Annotated in this window: 12 protein-coding genes; all 12 read left to right on the top strand. The window is 64.4% G+C overall.

All coding sequences use genetic code 11. The features are described from left to right. Window positions 1–650 precede the first annotated feature (650 nt). The 12 genes from XALGPE39_RS15295 to xpsN all read left to right on the top strand — a co-directional run bounded on the left by XALGPE39_RS15295 (window position 651) and on the right by xpsN (window position 16,504). Window positions 651–5,294 (top strand): ESPR-type extended signal peptide-containing protein, encoded by a 4,644-nt coding sequence (locus XALGPE39_RS15295; RefSeq protein ID WP_082061904.1) that lies wholly within the window; start codon window positions 651–653, stop codon window positions 5,292–5,294. 157 nt (window positions 5,295–5,451) lie between these two features. Further along, entirely contained in the window at window positions 5,452–7,341 is a 1,890-nt protein-coding gene (locus tag XALGPE39_RS12325) for a S8 family peptidase (RefSeq protein WP_045729189.1), read from the top strand. Between the two features lie 269 nt (window positions 7,342–7,610). Then, window positions 7,611–9,341, top strand: a complete 1,731-nt coding sequence (gene gspE / locus XALGPE39_RS12320; protein WP_045728427.1) for a type II secretion system ATPase GspE — start codon at window positions 7,611–7,613, stop codon at window positions 9,339–9,341. Window positions 9,342–9,474: 133 nt separating this feature from the next. Then, window positions 9,475–10,689 carry a type II secretion system F family protein gene (locus XALGPE39_RS12315; RefSeq protein WP_045728426.1) on the top strand — a complete coding sequence of 405 codons (1,215 nt, stop codon included), beginning with the start codon at window positions 9,475–9,477 and terminating at the stop codon, window positions 10,687–10,689. A 300-nt stretch (window positions 10,690–10,989) separates the two neighbouring features. Next, window positions 10,990–11,424: a type II secretion system major pseudopilin GspG gene (gspG, locus tag XALGPE39_RS12310; RefSeq protein WP_045728425.1), complete on the top strand. Its 435-nt coding sequence runs from the start codon at window positions 10,990–10,992 to the stop codon at window positions 11,422–11,424. A gap of 78 nt (window positions 11,425–11,502) precedes the next feature. Beyond that, window positions 11,503–11,952, top strand: coding sequence for a GspH/FimT family pseudopilin (locus XALGPE39_RS12305; RefSeq protein ID WP_082061965.1), 450 nt, complete (start codon window positions 11,503–11,505; stop codon window positions 11,950–11,952). Continuing rightward, a complete protein-coding gene (locus XALGPE39_RS12300; RefSeq protein ID WP_045728423.1) occupies window positions 11,949–12,365 on the top strand; it encodes a prepilin-type N-terminal cleavage/methylation domain-containing protein in 417 nt (138 codons plus the stop codon). The genes XALGPE39_RS12305 and XALGPE39_RS12300 overlap by 4 nt, the downstream gene beginning before the upstream one ends. Next, on the top strand, window positions 12,365–13,012 hold the full coding sequence (locus XALGPE39_RS12295; protein ID WP_161795355.1) for a type II secretion system protein J: 648 nt from the start codon (window positions 12,365–12,367) through the stop codon (window positions 13,010–13,012). Before XALGPE39_RS12300 ends, XALGPE39_RS12295 begins: the two co-directional genes overlap by 1 nt. 8 nt (window positions 13,013–13,020) lie before the next feature. Beyond that, entirely contained in the window at window positions 13,021–13,866 is an 846-nt protein-coding gene (locus XALGPE39_RS12290; RefSeq protein ID WP_045729188.1) for a type II secretion system protein GspK, read from the top strand. After that, complete coding sequence (locus XALGPE39_RS12285) at window positions 13,863–14,990, top strand: PilN domain-containing protein (protein ID WP_045728421.1); 1,128 nt, start codon at window positions 13,863–13,865, stop codon at window positions 14,988–14,990. Before XALGPE39_RS12290 ends, XALGPE39_RS12285 begins: the two co-directional genes overlap by 4 nt. After that, complete coding sequence (gspM, locus tag XALGPE39_RS12280; RefSeq protein ID WP_082061964.1) at window positions 14,971–15,768, top strand: type II secretion system protein GspM; 798 nt, start codon at window positions 14,971–14,973, stop codon at window positions 15,766–15,768. Before XALGPE39_RS12285 ends, gspM begins: the two co-directional genes overlap by 20 nt. Then, a complete protein-coding gene (xpsN, locus tag XALGPE39_RS12275) occupies window positions 15,758–16,504 on the top strand; it encodes a type II secretion system protein XpsN (RefSeq protein ID WP_045728420.1) in 747 nt (248 codons plus the stop codon). Before gspM ends, xpsN begins: the two co-directional genes overlap by 11 nt. Window positions 16,505–16,509 lie beyond the last annotated feature (5 nt).

Below are 16,509 nucleotides of genomic sequence, written 5' to 3'. Positions count from 1 at the left end.
GTGACCGGGGGAGTGGCATCGCGCGGATACCGTGTTGTTGTCTGTCGTGCGTTGCACGACGGCGCGTGTCCATGCGCTTGCGTGCGGGGTGTCCGCGTGCGCTTGCTCCAGTGCGTGTCGGGGTTGAGACGGCACGGCTCGCGCTGCGCTCTTGCCTGTGTCGGTCAGGGGCTGTGCCGTGGGGGAGATTGCGCAATCGGCGCCGGCAGCGATTGCTGGGGCGCGCCAGCGGATTGCATCGCACACAGATTGTGTTGATGCGTCAAGGCATTGACTTCAAAGCGAAATCGCGCCTATGCCGACATCGCGGGCTGCCAAGCGCGTGTCGATAAATTGGCGGAAGTGGCTTGTTTTTATTGAATTTCACTGAGGGATCACGCTCCCTCTCTTGTGATTGTGGTTTATATCACAAAAATTACTTTTAAATGTCAGAAACTTGACTTGTTCCGCGCTCGCGGTTAACACTCTAGTCAGTTCCGCATTCTGCTTCTGTTCAGGATTCCACTCAATGCAGTGACGGGCGCGAGTCTCTCGTGTCCTGCATCCAGGGAGCATGCGGCGCTAAAAACCGACGGGGGGTCGGCCGGTCGGAACGACGGGCGGAGGTGGCTTTTCGAGAAAAAACCAGCCGAATTTAGGAGCAGCCGTCGATGAATCGGATTTACCGTAAGGTCTGGAACAAAGCATTGGGGATGTGGGTCGTGGCGTCGGAACTGGCCAGTGGCCACGCGGGCGCGGCACGGGTCTGCGACGGGCGTGGTGGACACGTTCAGGGTCTAGTCCTGTCGGCGGCGATCGCCATGGCGTTGGGTGGCGCTGCATCGGTGCTCCCCGTCGCCGCACAGGCGCAGTCGCTGCAAACCGCCAGCGCTGCCAGCGCGCAGGGAAGTGGCAGCGTGGCGCTGAGCGCCGCTGCGCCGATCCAGCGCAAAGAAAGCGTTTCTGTCGCCAGCGCCGGCAACCAGCCCCAGAGCGCCCACGTTGCCGCAGCGAACGATGCGGCCATCGATGCGGTCAAGCACGCGAAGATCAAGCGCAAGACGGTGAGGCAGATCGCCGAAACCACCGCCAAGTACTTCCAGTCCAGTGGCAGTGCTGACAGCAATGTCGGCGCCTATGTCGAAGGCGCCAATGCGGTCGCCATCGGCGAAGCCGCCAATGCCATCGGCGACGGCAGCAGTGCGTTGGGAGCCGGTGCCACGACGTTGGGGAATAACGCGACCGCCGTCGGCAGCAATACCAGTGCCATCGGTGTGTCGACCACGGCCATTGGCGGCATTGCCACGGTGTACGAATACGACGATCAAGGCGTCATCATCGGCAGTCATCAGCAAGCCACTGAGGCCATGGGGTTTGCATCCACCGCTGTCGGTGGCGGTGCGCAGGCGTTGGATCCGCTGTCCACTGCGGTCGGCACCGGCACTTCGGCCAGTGGCGTGCAGAGCACAGCATTGGGCTATCACGCGCAAACCTCTCAAGATGGTTCCACTGCGGTCGGTGGCTTGTCCCAGGTAACTGGCTATGTGGGGACGGCAATGGGGTACGGCACACGTGCTTTGGGCGATTACGCCACTGCGGTGGGCTTCGGCGCGCGCGCGACGGCGACCAGTACCGTGGCGATGGGGATGAATGCCTTGGCCAGTGGCACCGATAGCGTGGCGTTGGGTGGGGTGAGCACTGCTGCGGCCAGTGCCGGTAACAGTGTGTCGATCGCGGCCGCGACTGGTGTCGGTGGAGTGGCGCTGGGTGCTGGCGCGGAGAGTCAGGCCAACTATGCAATTGCAATGGGTTACAACGCCAATGTGTTTCCCAACCTGCCGGGCAACGTCGATGCGATCGCGATCGGCCACAGTGCCGGATCGTTCGCGCCTGGCGCCGTGGCGCTGGGCGCTTATGCGCTTGTCAGTGGCGATGGCGCGATTGCGCTAGGCGATCATTCCACTGCTTGGAACGACAACAGCGTCGCGCTCGGCGTGCGCGCGGTGACCTCGACGTACCACGTCAACGGCACTGCGCTTGGTGCCGATTCCCAGGCCAATGGCGTGGATTCCACCGCGATTGGCTATGGTGCGCGGGTCAGTACATGGCTCGACGATGCGCGCAATCATGCGCCCAGCAGTGCGGTCGCGCTGGGTGCGTATTCTTACGCCAGCCGCGACAAAAGCGTGTCGGTCGGCGATGTCGCTAACGGCCTGACCCGACAGATCACCAGCGTGGCTGCCGGCACCGAGGCGACCGATGCGGTGAACTTGAATCAACTCGACGCGGTCCGCCAAGTCGCCGATGGCACGGCGCGTCTATTCGCCGGTGAGGGTGATGGCACTGCGTTGGTGCAGGGCGTGCAAGCGACCGCCGCCGGCGCCGATGCGTTTGCCGACGGCGACTATGCCACCGCGATGGGGTCCAGCAGCTCCGCCATTGGCATTGGCGCCTCTGCGTTGGGCAGTGGTGCCGTCGCCAATGGTGCCAACGCCAGTGCGGTGGGCACCGACGCCACCGCCGTCGGCACTTCTGCCACGGCGATTGGCAGCATCGCCACGGTGTACCAATACGACGATCAAGGCAACATCATCGGCAGTCATCAGCAAACCACTCAGGCCGTCGGGACCGCATCCACTGCTGTTGGTAGCGGTGCGCAGGCGCTGAATCCGCTGTCGACCGCCGTCGGCACCGGTACCTCCGCGAGCGGTCTGCAGAGTACTGCGGTGGGCTATCAGGCGCAGATCTCCAAAGACGGCGGCACTGCGATCGGTGGTCGCTCGCAAGTGACGGGCTATCTGGGGACGGCCATGGGGTACGGCACGCTTGCTGCGGGCGACTACGCCGCTGCGGTGGGCAACGGTGCGCGGGCGACGGCGACCAGCACCGTGGCAATGGGCTTGAATGCGCTGGCCAGTGGGACCGATAGCGTGGCGGTGGGGGGGACGAGTACCGCTGCGGCCAGTGCTGGCAACAGCGTGTCGATTGCCGCCGCGACTGGCGTTGGGGGTGTCGCGCTAGGTGCCGGTGCAGAGAGTCTGGCCAACTACGCGATTGCGCTGGGCTACAACGCCCATGTGTTTGCCAACCGACCTGGCAATATCGACGCGGTGGCGATTGGTCACAGCGCCGCATCGTTCGCGCCTCACAGCGTGGCGCTGGGCGGCTACTCACTTGCCAGTGGTAATGGCAGCATGGCGCTGGGCGATAATGCCACTGCCTGGAATGACAACAGCATCGCGCTCGGCGCGCGTGCGGTGACCTCCTCGTTCCTTACCAACGGGACGGCGATTGGTACGGATGCCGGCGCTTATGGCATCGATGCCACTGCCATTGGTGACGGCGCGCAGGTCGGCACGTGGCTCGACGATGCGCGCAATCGCGCGCCTAAAAATGCGGTTGCTCTGGGAGCGCATTCTTATGCCACCCGCGATAACAGCGTGTCCATTGGCGATGTCGGTAAGGGCCTGACGCGGCAGATCACCAGTGTGGCCGCTGGCACCGATGCGAACGATGCGGTGAATGTGGCGCAGTTGAATGTGGTCAAACAAGCCGCTGCCGCGACCGCGCAGCAGTTCAAGAGCACTAGCGGCAGCGATCCGACGACTGCTGTCGGTAGCGTGGTAACGGGCAATAAGGCGATCGCTGCCGGTGAGGCGGCCAATGCGCGTGGCGATGGGGCGTCGGCGTTGGGCGGCGGCGCGCTTGCCAGCGCACGTTACGCAACCGCATCCGGCTACAACGCCACCGCTGCCGGGGAGTCCAGCACCGCACTTGGCGGTGCGCTGTACCACACCGATGCGTCCGGTAATCAGGTGCTCGATGGTGTCACCACCGCCAGCGCCGCCGGTGCGACTGCGTTGGGTGCCGCGGCGACCGCCAGTGGCGTGCGCAGTTCGGCCATCGGCGTCGCTAGCCAGGCGACGGGGCTCGGTGCCACCGCATTCGGTGCTGCCAGTTCCGCGACGGGTGCAAGCAGTGCCGCCATCGGTCTGCAAGCCAATGCGATCGGCGAAAACGCGCTGGCGATGGGATACAACAGCGTTGTTCGTAAAAATAGTCGTGATGGTGTGGCGCTCGGCGCAAATACTGCTGTATCGGCAGACAGTGCAGTCGCACTCGGCGCAGGTTCGCGTGTGTACCAGGCCGACACCGTATCGCTGGGCAGTGGCGATGGCCGTGGCGGCCCCACCACGCGTCGTATCGTCAATTTGACCGCCGGCAATATCGCGCTGGGTAGTACCGAGGCGGTCAATGGCAGCCAGATGTACCAGTCGCTGAGCAGCATGGCAGCGTTCCTTGGCGGCGGTGCCGGCCTCGGTGCGCAGGGGCTGTTCGTCGCGCCGACCTACGTGATCCAGGGGGCGGTCTACCACAATGTCGGCGATGCGCTGACGGCATTGGATAGCAAGGTCAGCGATCTGGCTGGCGGCAGTACTGGTACTGCCAGTGCCGTGCGCAGTGTCCGGGTGTCTGCTGCGGGCCCGGTCGCTGCGTCGCAGGCGGCCGTGGGGGCTTCGGCCGTCATGGCAGTTCGGACAGCGGCGCTCGCCGCGACGCCAGTCTCCGCTAGCGCGCATACCGAACAGTTGGGCGAGGCGGTGGCGGTCGATACGACCGGGACGGCAATCGGCGGTAACGCGTATGCGCGCGGCCCCGGCGACACCGCGATTGGCAGCAACGCGACGGTCAATGCGGATGGCAGTACCGCAGTCGGTGCTAGCAGTCAGATCGCGGCGGTGGCGACCAATGCGGTGGCAATGGGGGCCGGTACAAGCGTGACCGCCGCCTCGGGGACTGCGCTGGGTCAGGGTGCCACGGTCAGTGCGCAGGGCGCGGTAGCGCTAGGGCAGGGCTCGATTGCCGACCGCGCGCAGACGGTATCGGTGGGCAGCGCTGGTAACGAGCGTCAACTCGTCAATGTCGCTGCGGGCACTCAGGCCACCGATGCGGTCAACAAGGCTCAGCTCGATAACGGCATGGCCAGCGCCAAGTCGTATACCGATGCGCGTTTCGGCACGATGGCCGATAGCTTTGACATGTTGCGTGGCGACGTCGATGCGCGTCTGCGCGATCAGGATCGTCGTATCGATCGTCAGGGCGCGATGAGCGCGGCCATGCTCAACATGGCCACCAGTGCAGCCGGTATCCGCACCCAAAACCGTGTCGGCGCTGGCGTGGGTTTCCAGAACGGTCAATCTGCGTTGTCGGTGGGATACCAACGCGCGTTCAGTGATCGCGCCACGATGACCATCGGTGGTGCGTTCAGTCGCAACGATAGTTCCGTCGGAATTGGTGCAGGTTTCGGTTGGTGATCCAGCGCGGACGGTGGCATGGCCGCCGTCCGCGACGCAGTGGCTCGAAAGTACAGACCACGGAACCTTGGCTGGGCCGGCCAACGGATTCGCAACAAGGCAGTGTCACGGCCGCAATTTGTCGCCTGATCTACGCAACTTTGAAGAGGATTCTATTGTGATCGACAAGCAACATCTTCGTATGAATCTCATCGCTGTGGCGATGCTGACAATGTCGCTGACGGCTTCGGCTGCGTTGGCGGCCTCTGCCGTATCGACGTTGCCGGTCAAGCAGCCGAGCAAGCCTGCGCCTGCCGATGCGTTGACCTCCAACCGCATTCTGGTGCGCTACAAGGCCGGTACTGCCGCCGTCTTTGATCGGTCTTCCAAGCTGTCGGCGGTGCAGGCAGCGGTGACGCGGGCCAGTCTCGGTGGCCGCAATGGCATCGCAAGCATGGCCGCTTCGAGCGTGCATGCAGAGTACGTGCGCACACTGGGTGTCGGTGCCGATTTGATTCGCCTGTCTGGCAGATTGAGCAAGTCCGATGTGGAGAAGGTGGTTGCGGAAATCGCCGCCGACCCGTCGGTGCAATACGCCGAAGTCGATGCCATGTTCCAGATCGTGGATATGCCCCGCACGCAGGCGCAGACGCAGTTCGTGCCCAACGATCCGCTGTATGCTCAAAATCAGTGGGACTTGAACGACCCGACCGGCGGCATCAATGCGCCTGCCGCCTGGACGCTGTCCAAAGGCGATGGCGTGGTGGTCGCGGTGCTGGATACCGGCATTCTGCCGAACCACCCCGACGTGGCGGTGAACCTGCTGCCGGGCTACGACTTCATCACCGATGCGTCGGTTTCGCGGCGTCCGACCGACGCACGCGTCCCCGGTGCGTTGGATTACGGCGACTGGATCGAAAACGACAACGATTGCTATCTCGGCTCCTCGGCCCAGGCCAGCTCTTGGCACGGCAGCCACGTCGCCGGCACCATCGCCGAGGCCACCAATAATGGCATCGGCCTGGCGGGCATCGCACCGAACGCCACCGTGCTGCCTGTGCGGGTAGTGGGCAGGTGCGGTGGGCACCTGTCCGATATCTCCGACGCCATCACCTGGGCCTCGGGCGGCACCGTTGATGGTGTACCTGCCAATGCCAATCCGGCCGAAGTCATCAACATGAGCCTGGGGGCCAATATCGCTTGCGATCAAGTTACCCAGGCTGCGATTAACGGCGCGGTGGCGCGCGGCACCGCGGTGGTGGTGGCGGCAGGCAACAGCGGGGCGGATGCTGGCAATGCCAATCCTGCGGGTTGCGCCAATGTGATTGCGGTCGGCGCCACTCGACTCAACGGCGGTATAACCTTCTACAGCAACTACGGTGTGGCCGTGGATCTCTCCGCTCCAGGCGGTGAAGGCCCCGAAGATGGCAAGCCGGGCGGCTACATCTGGCAGAACGGCTATACCGGCAAGACCACGCCAACCTCCGGTGACTACACCTACGTGGGTATGGCTGGCACCTCGATGGCCTCACCGCACGTGGCTGCGACCGCAGCGTTGGTGCAGAGCGCAGTGATCGCTGCCGGCAGGGCGCCGTTGAGTCCTGCCGACCTGGAGAAATTGCTCAAGCAGACCGCACGTCCGTTTCCGCAATCTATTCCGTCCAGCACTCCGATCGGCACCGGGATTGTCGATGCCAAGGCGGCATTGGACAAAGCGTTGCAAAAACCCTGCGATCCAGCGACTCAGAAATGCACGCCCTCGGCGATTGCACTGGTTCGGAATGTGCCGCTCACCGGCTTGGCCGGCGCGGGTGGGAACGAGGTGCTGTACAGCTTCGATGCGCAGGCTGGCTCGGTACTGAGCTTCATCACCTATGGCGGTAGCGGTAATCTCTCGTTGTACGTGAGCCTCGGCAGGGAGCCGAGTCCCAGCAACGCCGACGCGAAATCGACCCGTCCCGGCAACAACGAGACCGTGCGTTTCACCGCGCCGAAGGCGGGCACCTACTACGTCAAGTTGGTTGGAGAAACCAATTACAACGGGGTCAGCTTGATCGCCCGTCAATAAATCCATCCGCCGCACGCGGCGTCGGTGTTCCAGGGAAACCCGGTTTTGGCCGGGTTTCCTGCGTTTACGGCCCGTGCCGTGGGGATCTGGAGCCTGGTGCGTCTAGGTGCAAGCAAGCATGATCTACGCTTGGCGTGTCGAAGCGATGACGTTCGCTGCGCCGATCTAGCCCTGCGCATTTGGCAGTAGACAGAGGCGGTCATTGGTACGTAGTTCGGCGTTGGCTCATGCTGAACTGCTAAAGTGGACTGTCATCTGGGAGAGATTGCGTGAACGCGCTCGTGAAGGACATTGCTGTCGACGGCGATACGCCCGAAGCCCGCATCATTGCGGCCTTGCTGGCCAAAGGCCGGCTCAAGGAAGGCGACTTGGCACGTGCGCGCCAGTTGCAGCGCGAAGCCGGCGGCGACCTGCTGTCGCTGTTGGCACGTCTGGGCCTGGTGTCCGAACGCGATCATGCCGAGGTCAGTGCTGAGGTGTTGGGCCTGCCGTTGCTCGATGCCAAGCAACTGCCGGTCACCGCGCCGGAGACCCAATCCGAGGCGCAACTGTTGTCGCTGCGCTTCCTCAAACAGTTCCACGTTTGTCCGCTGGGCGAGCGCGATGGTGCGCTGGAGTTGTGGATGGCCGATCCGCACGCGGCCTACGCCGCCGACGCGGTGGGCCTGGCCACTGGGATGCGGGTATTGCCGCGGGTGGGGCTGCGTTCGGAGATCGACGATCTGATCGAACGCTGGTTCGGTCAGGGCCGCAGCGCCATGGGCGCGATCGTGGAGACTGCCGACGGCGACAGCGTCGTCACCGATGACATCGAGCACTTGCGCGATCTGGCTTCCGAAGCGCCGGTGATCCGGCTGGTGAACCTGGTGATTCAGCGCGCGGTGGAGTTGCGCGCTTCGGACATCCACATCGAGCCGTTCGAGAGCCGGTTGAAGGTGCGTTACCGTGTGGATGGCGTGCTGATCGACGGCGAAAGCCCGCCGGCCAATCTGACTGCGGCGGTGATCAGCCGGGTCAAGATCATGGCCAAGCTCAACATCGCCGAACGCCGTTTGCCGCAGGATGGCCGCATCATGCTGCGCGTGCAGGGCAAGGAACTGGACCTGCGCGTAAGCACCGTACCGACCGCACACGGCGAAAGCGTGGTGATGCGTCTGCTTGATCGCGAGACGGTGGTGTTCGACTTCCACCGGCTCGGTTTCACCGATGCCTTCCTGCCGCAGTTCCGCAAAGTGCTGGAGCAGCCACACGGCATCCTGTTGGTCACCGGCCCGACCGGCTCGGGCAAGACCACCACGTTGTACACCGCGTTGAGCCAGCTCAACACCGCCGACGTCAAGATCATCACCGTCGAAGATCCGGTCGAGTACCAGATCGAGGGCATCAACCAGATCCAGGCCAAGCCGCAGATCGGGCTGGATTTTTCGCACGCTCTGCGCAGCATCGTGCGGCAAGATCCGGACATCATCATGATCGGCGAAATGCGCGACCTGGAGACCGCGCGCATCGCCATCCAGTCCGCGCTCACGGGCCATTTGGTGCTGTCCACGCTGCACACCAACAACGCCGCCGGTGGTATCACCCGCTTGCTGGACATGGGGGTGGAGGATTACCTGCTCACTTCCACGATCAATGGCATCCTCGCCCAGCGTCTGGTGCGGCGTCTGGAGCCGACCCATGCCGAACGCTATGCGGCCTCGCAGGAGGAGATCGAGCGATTCGAACTGCGCCGTTTGCAGCCGGAAGGCGAGATCTTCCTGTACCGCCCACGCCCCTCGGCGATTGCGCCGACCGGTTACGTCGGGCGGACCACGATCATGGAGTTCCTGGTGATGAACGATGCGCTGCGTCGTGCGGTGATGCGCCACGCCGGCATGGGCGAGATCGAGCAACTGGCGCGCGAGGCCGGTATGCGCACCATGTACGAGGACGGGCTGGCCAAGGCCCTCAGCGGTCAGACCACGATCGAGGAAGTGTTGCGCGTGACGGAGGAATCCTGATGCGCGCGCTGCGTCGGGTCAGTGCCCAAACGCGTGCGCCCGGCGCGTTCCGGTTCCGGTCGTGCCAGCGTGCGGCGATGGTTCATGGTGGCCTGTCCGCGTCCGCAGTCGCGACGACTGAGTTTGGTTCCTGATGCCTCTGTACCGCTATAAGGCCCTCGACTCCCACGGCGAGATCCTGGAAGGGCAGATGGACGCCGCCAGCGAAGCGGAGGTGGCACTGCGTCTGCAGGAGCAGGGGCATATGCCGATACAGGCCAAGCTTGCCAGCGAAGGCGGCGGCACTTCGCTGCGCGGCCTATTTTGCACCAAGCCGTTCGACGGCGCTGCACTTGTGCAGTTCACCCAGCAATTAGCGACCCTGCTGGGTGCCGGCCAGCCGTTGGACCGCGCATTGTCGATCCTGCTGGAATTGCCCGAGGACGAACGTTCCAGGCGCATCGTCGGCGACATCCGCGACGCCGTGCGTGGCGGCGCGCCGCTGTCCACCGCGCTGGAACGGCAACATGGCCTGTTCTCGCGCCTGTACATCAACATGGTGCGAGCGGGCGAGGCAGGCGGCAGTTTGCACGATACCCTGCAACGTCTGGCCGAATACCTGGAGCGCAGCCGCGAATTGCGCGGTCGGGTGATCAATGCGCTGATCTACCCGGCGATTCTGGTCAGCGTGGTCGGCTGCGCCCTGTTGTTCCTGCTTGGTTATGTGGTGCCGCAGTTCGCGCAGATGTACGAAAGCCTGGACGTGGCCTTGCCATGGTTCACCCAGGCGGTGCTGACGGTGGGCCTGTTCGTGCGCGATTGGTGGATCGTGCTGTTGGTGGTGCCCGCGCTGACCGTGTTGGTCGTTGATCGCAAACGTCGCGATCCGGCGTTCCGTGCCAGCTTCGATGCCTGGTTACTCGGGCAACGTTTCGTCGGTACGCTGATCGCACGCCTGGAAACGGCGCGCCTGACCCGGACCCTGGGGACTTTGCTGCGCAATGGCGTGCCGCTGCTGGCGGCATTGGGCATCTCGCGCAACGTGCTATCGAACTTGGCGTTGATTGCCGACGTCAGCACTGCGGCCGATGACGTCAAGAACGGGCACGGCTTGTCGGCGTCGTTGTCCAAGGGCAAGCGCTTCCCGCGGCTGGCGTTGCAGATGATTCAGGTGGGTGAGGAGTCCGGTGCCCTCGACATCATGTTGCTGAAGACCGCCGATACCTTCGAGCAGGAGACCGCGCAGGCGATTGATCGCCTGCTCGCGGCCATGGTCCCGGCGATCACCCTGGTGTTGGCCTCGGTGGTCGGTTTGGTGATCATTTCCGTTCTCGTGCCGCTGTACGACCTGACCAATGCAATCGGGTGATGCCTCACCCGATTGCCACGACCGATATGACATTCTCCGCGCTAGTCAGGTTTGCTGCGGCATCGTGATCGCGGAGTGTGACGCTGGCCTATTTCCTAGGGGAACCTTCGGCAGCCGTCTCTGTCACACTTCACGCGGGAGTTTGCATTCAGATTTCCGCGTTTTGTGCGCAGACGGCCGCAGTGTCGTGCGCTCCCCGCTGGCCGCATCCGTGAAGCGCAATCGCGCGATTCGTGCACGGTCGCTGTCATTTTCAACGAGTTTGGCTACATAGGTTTTCCACCGCAAGGACCCGAGGCAATGCGAAATCTCCGCTCCATCACCCGTTCCCCCTCCGCCGCGCGACAGTCCGGTATGAGTCTGCTGGAAATCATCATCGTCATTGTGCTGATCGGCGCGGTGCTGACCCTGGTGGGCAGCCGCGTCCTGGGTGGTGCTGATCGCGGCAAGGCCAATCTGGCCAAGTCACAGATCCAGACCCTGGCCGGCAAAATCGACAACTACCAGTTGGATACCGGCAAGTTGCCGTCCAAGCTCGACGATCTGGTCACCGCGCCCGGTGGTGTCAATGGCTGGCTCGGTCCGTATGCCAAGCCTGCGGAACTCAACGATCCTTGGGGCCACCCAATCGAATACAAGGTGCCCGGCGACGGTCGTCCGTTCGATCTGATGAGCCTGGGCAAGGACGGTCAACCCGGTGGCAGCAGTTACGACGCAGATATCAAGTACGAGTGATCCGACGCCGTGATTCAGGCCATTGCCGGCGGTCTGCGCTCGGGCGCGTGCGAACGCGTCGCGGTTTCGCGTGCGCGCATGCGCGGCGTGTCGCTGCTGGAGATGCTGCTGGTGATCGGTCTGATTGCGATCACTGCGGCCCTGGCCGCGTCGGTCTTGACCGGTGGTATCGATGGAATGCGCTTGCGCTCGGCAGCTAAGGAGATTGCTTCGCAGCTGCGTTATACGCGTGCGCAGGCCATCGCCACGGGTCAGCCGCAGCGATTTTTGATCGATCCGCAGATGCATACCTGGCAGGCGCCCAATGGCCGTCACGGCGAGATCCCGCCGTCGCTGACCGTGCGTTTCAGCGGTGCGCGCCAGGTGCAACAGAGCCAGGGTCAAGGTGCCATCGCGTTCTTTGAAGATGGCGCTGCAACGGGCGGGCGTATCGAATTGCAGGCGCGGCAGTCACTCTGGCGGATCGATGTGACCTGGCTCACCGGCGCGGTCAAAGTGGGGCGGCCACCGCAGCAGGATCCGTCATGAGACGGCAGCGCGGCTACACCCTGATCGAGGTCATCGTGGCGTTTGCGCTGTTGGCCTTGGCGCTGACCTTGTTGCTCGGATCGCTATCTGGCGCGGCGCGTCAGGTGCAGCGAGCCGACCAGCTCAGTCGCGCCACGTTGTATGCGCAGTCGCTGTTGGCCGTGCAGGGCGTGGAACAGCCACTGCAACCCGGTCGCACCCAGGGCGACTTCGAACAAGGCCGCTTTCACTGGACGATGGATGTCATGCCCTATGTCGATCCGCGGCAGCCGCCGGATGGGGCGGTGGTGTCCGGTGCGCCGACGCTGTTGCAACTCAATCTGCAGGTCCGCTGGGGCGATACGCCAGCGCAGGCACTGCAGTGGCAGACCCTGCGTCTGGTCAATTCGCAGGTCGCCAGGGTCCCGCCATGATGTCTGCACCGCGTCGCGCCGCTGCCACTGGCTTCACCCTGATCGAAGTGCTGCTTGCCACGGTGTTGCTGGTCGGCGGTCTTACCCTTGCGTTCGCCACTCTGCGCTCGGCGACCGTCATTAGCGGCCGTGGCGAGGTGATCGCTGCGCGCAGCGAGCAGATACGTGCGGTGGAAGGCTTCCTGCGTCAGCGCCTGAGCGGTGCCCAGTCGATGGTCATGGAGACTGATCCGCAGACGTTGCAGCAGGTGCGGTTCGTTGGTGAGCCGCAGCGGATGCAGTTCGTGGCCGATCTGCCGAGTTATCTTGGCCGGGGCGGTCCCTATATGCACGACCTGCAGGTGAGTGGCGAGGGTGACCATCGGCAATTAGCCATCGCGCTGGTGCAGGTGCAGGCCGGTAAGCAGTTGCCGGAATCCTCCCCGCGTCCGCCCGAAACCTTAGCCGATGATTTGCGCGAGGTGCGCTTTCGTTATCGCGGCATCGATCCCGAGCGCGGCACCATCGGATCCTGGCAGGAGCGCTGGACGCGTACCGACACGCTCCCGTTGTTGGTTTCGATCGAATTGCGTGGCGGCGACGGCACCGTGTGGCCGCCGTTGGTGGTCGCGCTGCGCCAGACTGGCGGCATGGGGGGGCGCCAATGAAGCCGGTATTGGAGCGGAGCCAAGGGGCGGCGCTGGTGTTGGTGCTGTGGTTGATCGCGTTGCTCACTGCGCTGATCGGCGCTTTCGTACTTACCGCGCGCACCGAAGGTCTGGAAGGCAAGGTGCTCGGCGACGGTGCGCAAGCGCAGGAGCGCGCACGCGCCGGTCTGGAGTACGCGCTGACTCGGCTCAACAGCACCGCGACGCAGCCAGGCTGGCGCGTCGATGGACGCCGTTATCGCTGGCAGTATGCCGACGCCACCGTGGATCTGCGGCTGAGCGACGAGAGCGGCAAAGTCGATCTGAACAAGGCCGACCTGTCGTTGCTCGCCGCATTGATCCGCGCGGTTGGCGAAGACCCGCAACGCGCGCAACGCATCGCTGGCGCGATCGTGGACTGGCGCGATCCGGATAGTCTCAGTCAGCCTGGCGGCGGTGCCGAGGATTCGGACTATGCCGCCGCAGGCCTGCCTTATGGTGCGAAGGATGCGCCGTTCGAGAGTCTGGACGAACTGCAACTGGTGCTGGGCATGGACTCGGCGCTGTACGCCAAGCTCTTGCCCAACGTCACCCTGTATGGCGGAATTCTGCGCCCGGCTCCGGAGTTCGCGCCGGCCCCGGTGCTCACTGCGATGGGCCTGGATGCGCAACAGGTGCTCGCACAGCGCGAGCGTACCGATCAGACACCAGGCGTTGGGATGTCCGGGCGCGGCACCTACAGCATCGAAAGTCGAGCGCGTTTGGGCAACGGGCGTGAGGCGGTCCTGCGCGCAATCGTGCGATTGGGCTCGTCGCCGCTACCTGGCTCCGCCTACACTGTACTGCGATGGCAAGAAGGATCGACAGTTCGATGAAGGTGTGGCGCGACACGATGGAAAAATTTGGCCTGCGCTTCGCCCCCGGTGCTGGTGGCTTGCTGGCTTGGTGGCAGCGCTCGCTGATGGCGTGGTTGCCGCCGCGCTGGCAACTGCAATTGGGCTGGTCGCAGGCGCGTCTGTTGCTATGGTGCCAGGACGACCAACTGATGTTGGCGCGGCAGGTCGATGCCGAGTTGGGACAGACGCTGGCCCTGCCGTGGCCGTTGCTGCCGGACGAACTGGATACGGTGCTGGGGCCGCGGTTGGCCGCACTGCCTCGGGTATGGCTGCTGCCGGCGGCGTCGGCGTTGCAACGCCGGCTGCGGCTGCCGGTCGCGGCCGCCCAGCATCTGCACGAGGTGGTCAAGTTCGAGATCGATCGACAGACCCCGTTCCAGCCCGACCAGGTGATCTACGACGTGCGCGCCAATGGTCGCCGCGACGATGCCCTGCTCGATGCCGAACTGGTCGTGGCTCCACGCTGGGTGTTGGAAGAGCTGCAGGTCGCTGCCGGCGCGTTGCGCCCGACCCTGGCCGGCATCGATGTGGCCGACGCCGTCGGCGTGCCGCTGGGCGTCAATCTGCTGCCGTTGGAACAGCGCTATCGTCGTGCCGATCCGATGCGGCGCTGGAACGCGATTTTGGCTCTCGCTGCGCTGTTGGCGTTGTGTGCGGCCGGCTGGCAGCTGCTCGATAACCGCCGCGATGCGCTGCAACAGCTAAGTACGCAGGTGGAGAGCAGCGCGCAGCGCGCCCATGCGGTCGCTGCGCAGCGCCAGCAATTGGTCGATCTGGTCGAAGGCGCGGCGTTTTTCGATCAACTGCGCGCCGAGCGTCCGACGGTGGTGGAAGTCTGGAACGAATTGAGCAAGCGCCTTCCCGAGGGGACGTATCTGGAAAAATTCTCGATCGAAGGCGATCAGTTGCAATTGATTGGTCTCAGCAGCCAAGCGTCCTCGTTGGTTGGTCGGCTGGAAGGCTCGCCGTTGTGGCAAGCGCCCTCCCTGACCGGCGTGCTGCAGTCCGATCCGGGCAGCCACCGTGATCGCTTCACCCTCACCGCCACACTGGCCGGGATCAAGCACAAGGAGGCCGCCGATGATGCCGGTGCAGGTCGATAAGCGTGATCGTTGGCTGGCGCTGGGCCTGCTGCTGGCAGTGCTGGCGATCAGTTATCTGGTACTGGTGCATCCGTCGTGGACCGTGCCGATGCATGAGGTCGAGGTGCAGATCCAGGACCTGCGCCAGCGCGAGTTGCGCGTGCGCATGCAACTGCAACAGGCACCGCAAGTGACGCAACGGCTCCATCAGGCAGAGCGCGAACTGGCGACGCGGCCAGGCTTCTTGCACGAGGCCTCGGCCGAATTGGCCTCGGCCGGCCTGGTGCAGCGCCTGGAAAGCGCAGTGGCCACGGCGAGTCCGGGGAACCGTAGCTGCGCGATCAGCAACCGCTCTCCGCTTGCCGCCGACAAGCACCGTGACCGTTTCACCCGCGTCGCGGTGCAGGTGCGGCTGCGCTGCGGCACTCAGGAACTGGCGGCGGTCCTGCACGCATTGGAAAGCGGAACGCCTGCATTGTTTATCGATAATCTCAACGTGATGGCCCAGCGCTATCAACTCTCGCCGACCGAAAGCGGTAACGGCCTGGATGTGGCGTTCGAATTGGCTGGCTACCTGCGGCCCAGCGCCATGTCGGCAGCGACGGATGCCCCGGCGGCAGACGCCACAGTGCGGGCGACCGCTGCGCCGGTGATGGATGCCGGTACCCCGGCAGGCGCTGGACCGAGCGAACCTACGCCGGTGCCAGCACCCGCAATGCCATCACATGGATCACCGGCTGCGGCCCCGACACCAAGCTCGCATTCATCGCACCAGTCGGGGGACCGTCATGCGGGTTGAAGCAATGGGATTGCGCACCGTGTTGCTGGGCACCCTGGTGCTGTGGGGGCTGCTGATCTGGGCATTGGGCCTGGCCGGTCTCGGCGAGCGGATCGCGCCGCTGCCCGACGACCCGGCGATGGTCCCGCGCTTGCCGTCCTTGCCCAAGGCGGCGCCGGAACGGCTTCAAGATTTATCCCACTACGGTGATATTGCCGCGCACCCGGTCTTCGCCGAGGACCGCCGACCGCATCCCTTCTTCCTCACTGCCGACAACGGTCAGACGGCCGCGTCGACGGTGCGCTTGACCGGGGTGCTGCTCACGGATGACTTCAAAATGGCCACGTTGACCACCGATCATGGCGAATCGCTGCGCTTGCAGGAAGGTCACGATCCTGTACAGGGCTGGCGGCTGTTGTCGCTGGAGCCGCGTCGGGCTGTGGTCAGTGGCGGTGGTGGCACCCAGACCCTGGAGTTGAAGGTGTTCGACGGCAAGGGCGGGCAGCCGCCGACCGTGCTTGGTCAGGCTGCCCGCGCAGCTGGTTCGTCTCCTTCCGGAGTCAATGTGCAGCCCAACAACATCACCGTGCCGCGTCCGCCGTCCCCACCCACCCCAACCCCTACCCCCACCCCGGCGCAAGCTGCGTCTTCGGCTCCATCGGCGGAGCAGTTGCAGTCGATCCGTGAACGGATCGAAGCCCGCCGCCGGCAATTGCAACAACAGAGCCAGAACACCCCCTCCGGCCAGAACCCTTGAAGAGT

The organism is Xanthomonas sp. GPE 39, from assembly GCF_000963005.1.
Lineage (GTDB): Bacteria > Pseudomonadota > Gammaproteobacteria > Xanthomonadales > Xanthomonadaceae > Xanthomonas_A.
The sequence above is the reverse complement of the archived record's forward strand: the minus strand, read 5'-3'. Positions and strand labels throughout refer to the sequence as shown.

Coding starts and splice junctions, on each gene's coding strand:
- XALGPE39_RS15295 (WP_082061904.1), top strand. CDS start 651: ATGAATCGGATTTACCGTAAGGTCTGGAACAAAGCATTGGGGATGTGG.
- XALGPE39_RS12315 (WP_045728426.1), top strand. CDS start 9,475: ATGCCTCTGTACCGCTATAAGGCCCTCGACTCCCACGGCGAGATCCTG.
- gspG (WP_045728425.1), top strand. CDS start 10,990: ATGCGAAATCTCCGCTCCATCACCCGTTCCCCCTCCGCCGCGCGACAG.
- XALGPE39_RS12305 (WP_082061965.1), top strand. CDS start 11,503: ATGCGCGGCGTGTCGCTGCTGGAGATGCTGCTGGTGATCGGTCTGATT.
- XALGPE39_RS12300 (WP_045728423.1), top strand. CDS start 11,949: ATGAGACGGCAGCGCGGCTACACCCTGATCGAGGTCATCGTGGCGTTT.
- XALGPE39_RS12295 (WP_161795355.1), top strand. CDS start 12,365: ATGTCTGCACCGCGTCGCGCCGCTGCCACTGGCTTCACCCTGATCGAA.
- XALGPE39_RS12285 (WP_045728421.1), top strand. CDS start 13,863: ATGAAGGTGTGGCGCGACACGATGGAAAAATTTGGCCTGCGCTTCGCC.
- gspM (WP_082061964.1), top strand. CDS start 14,971: ATGCCGGTGCAGGTCGATAAGCGTGATCGTTGGCTGGCGCTGGGCCTG.
- xpsN (WP_045728420.1), top strand. CDS start 15,758: ATGCGGGTTGAAGCAATGGGATTGCGCACCGTGTTGCTGGGCACCCTG.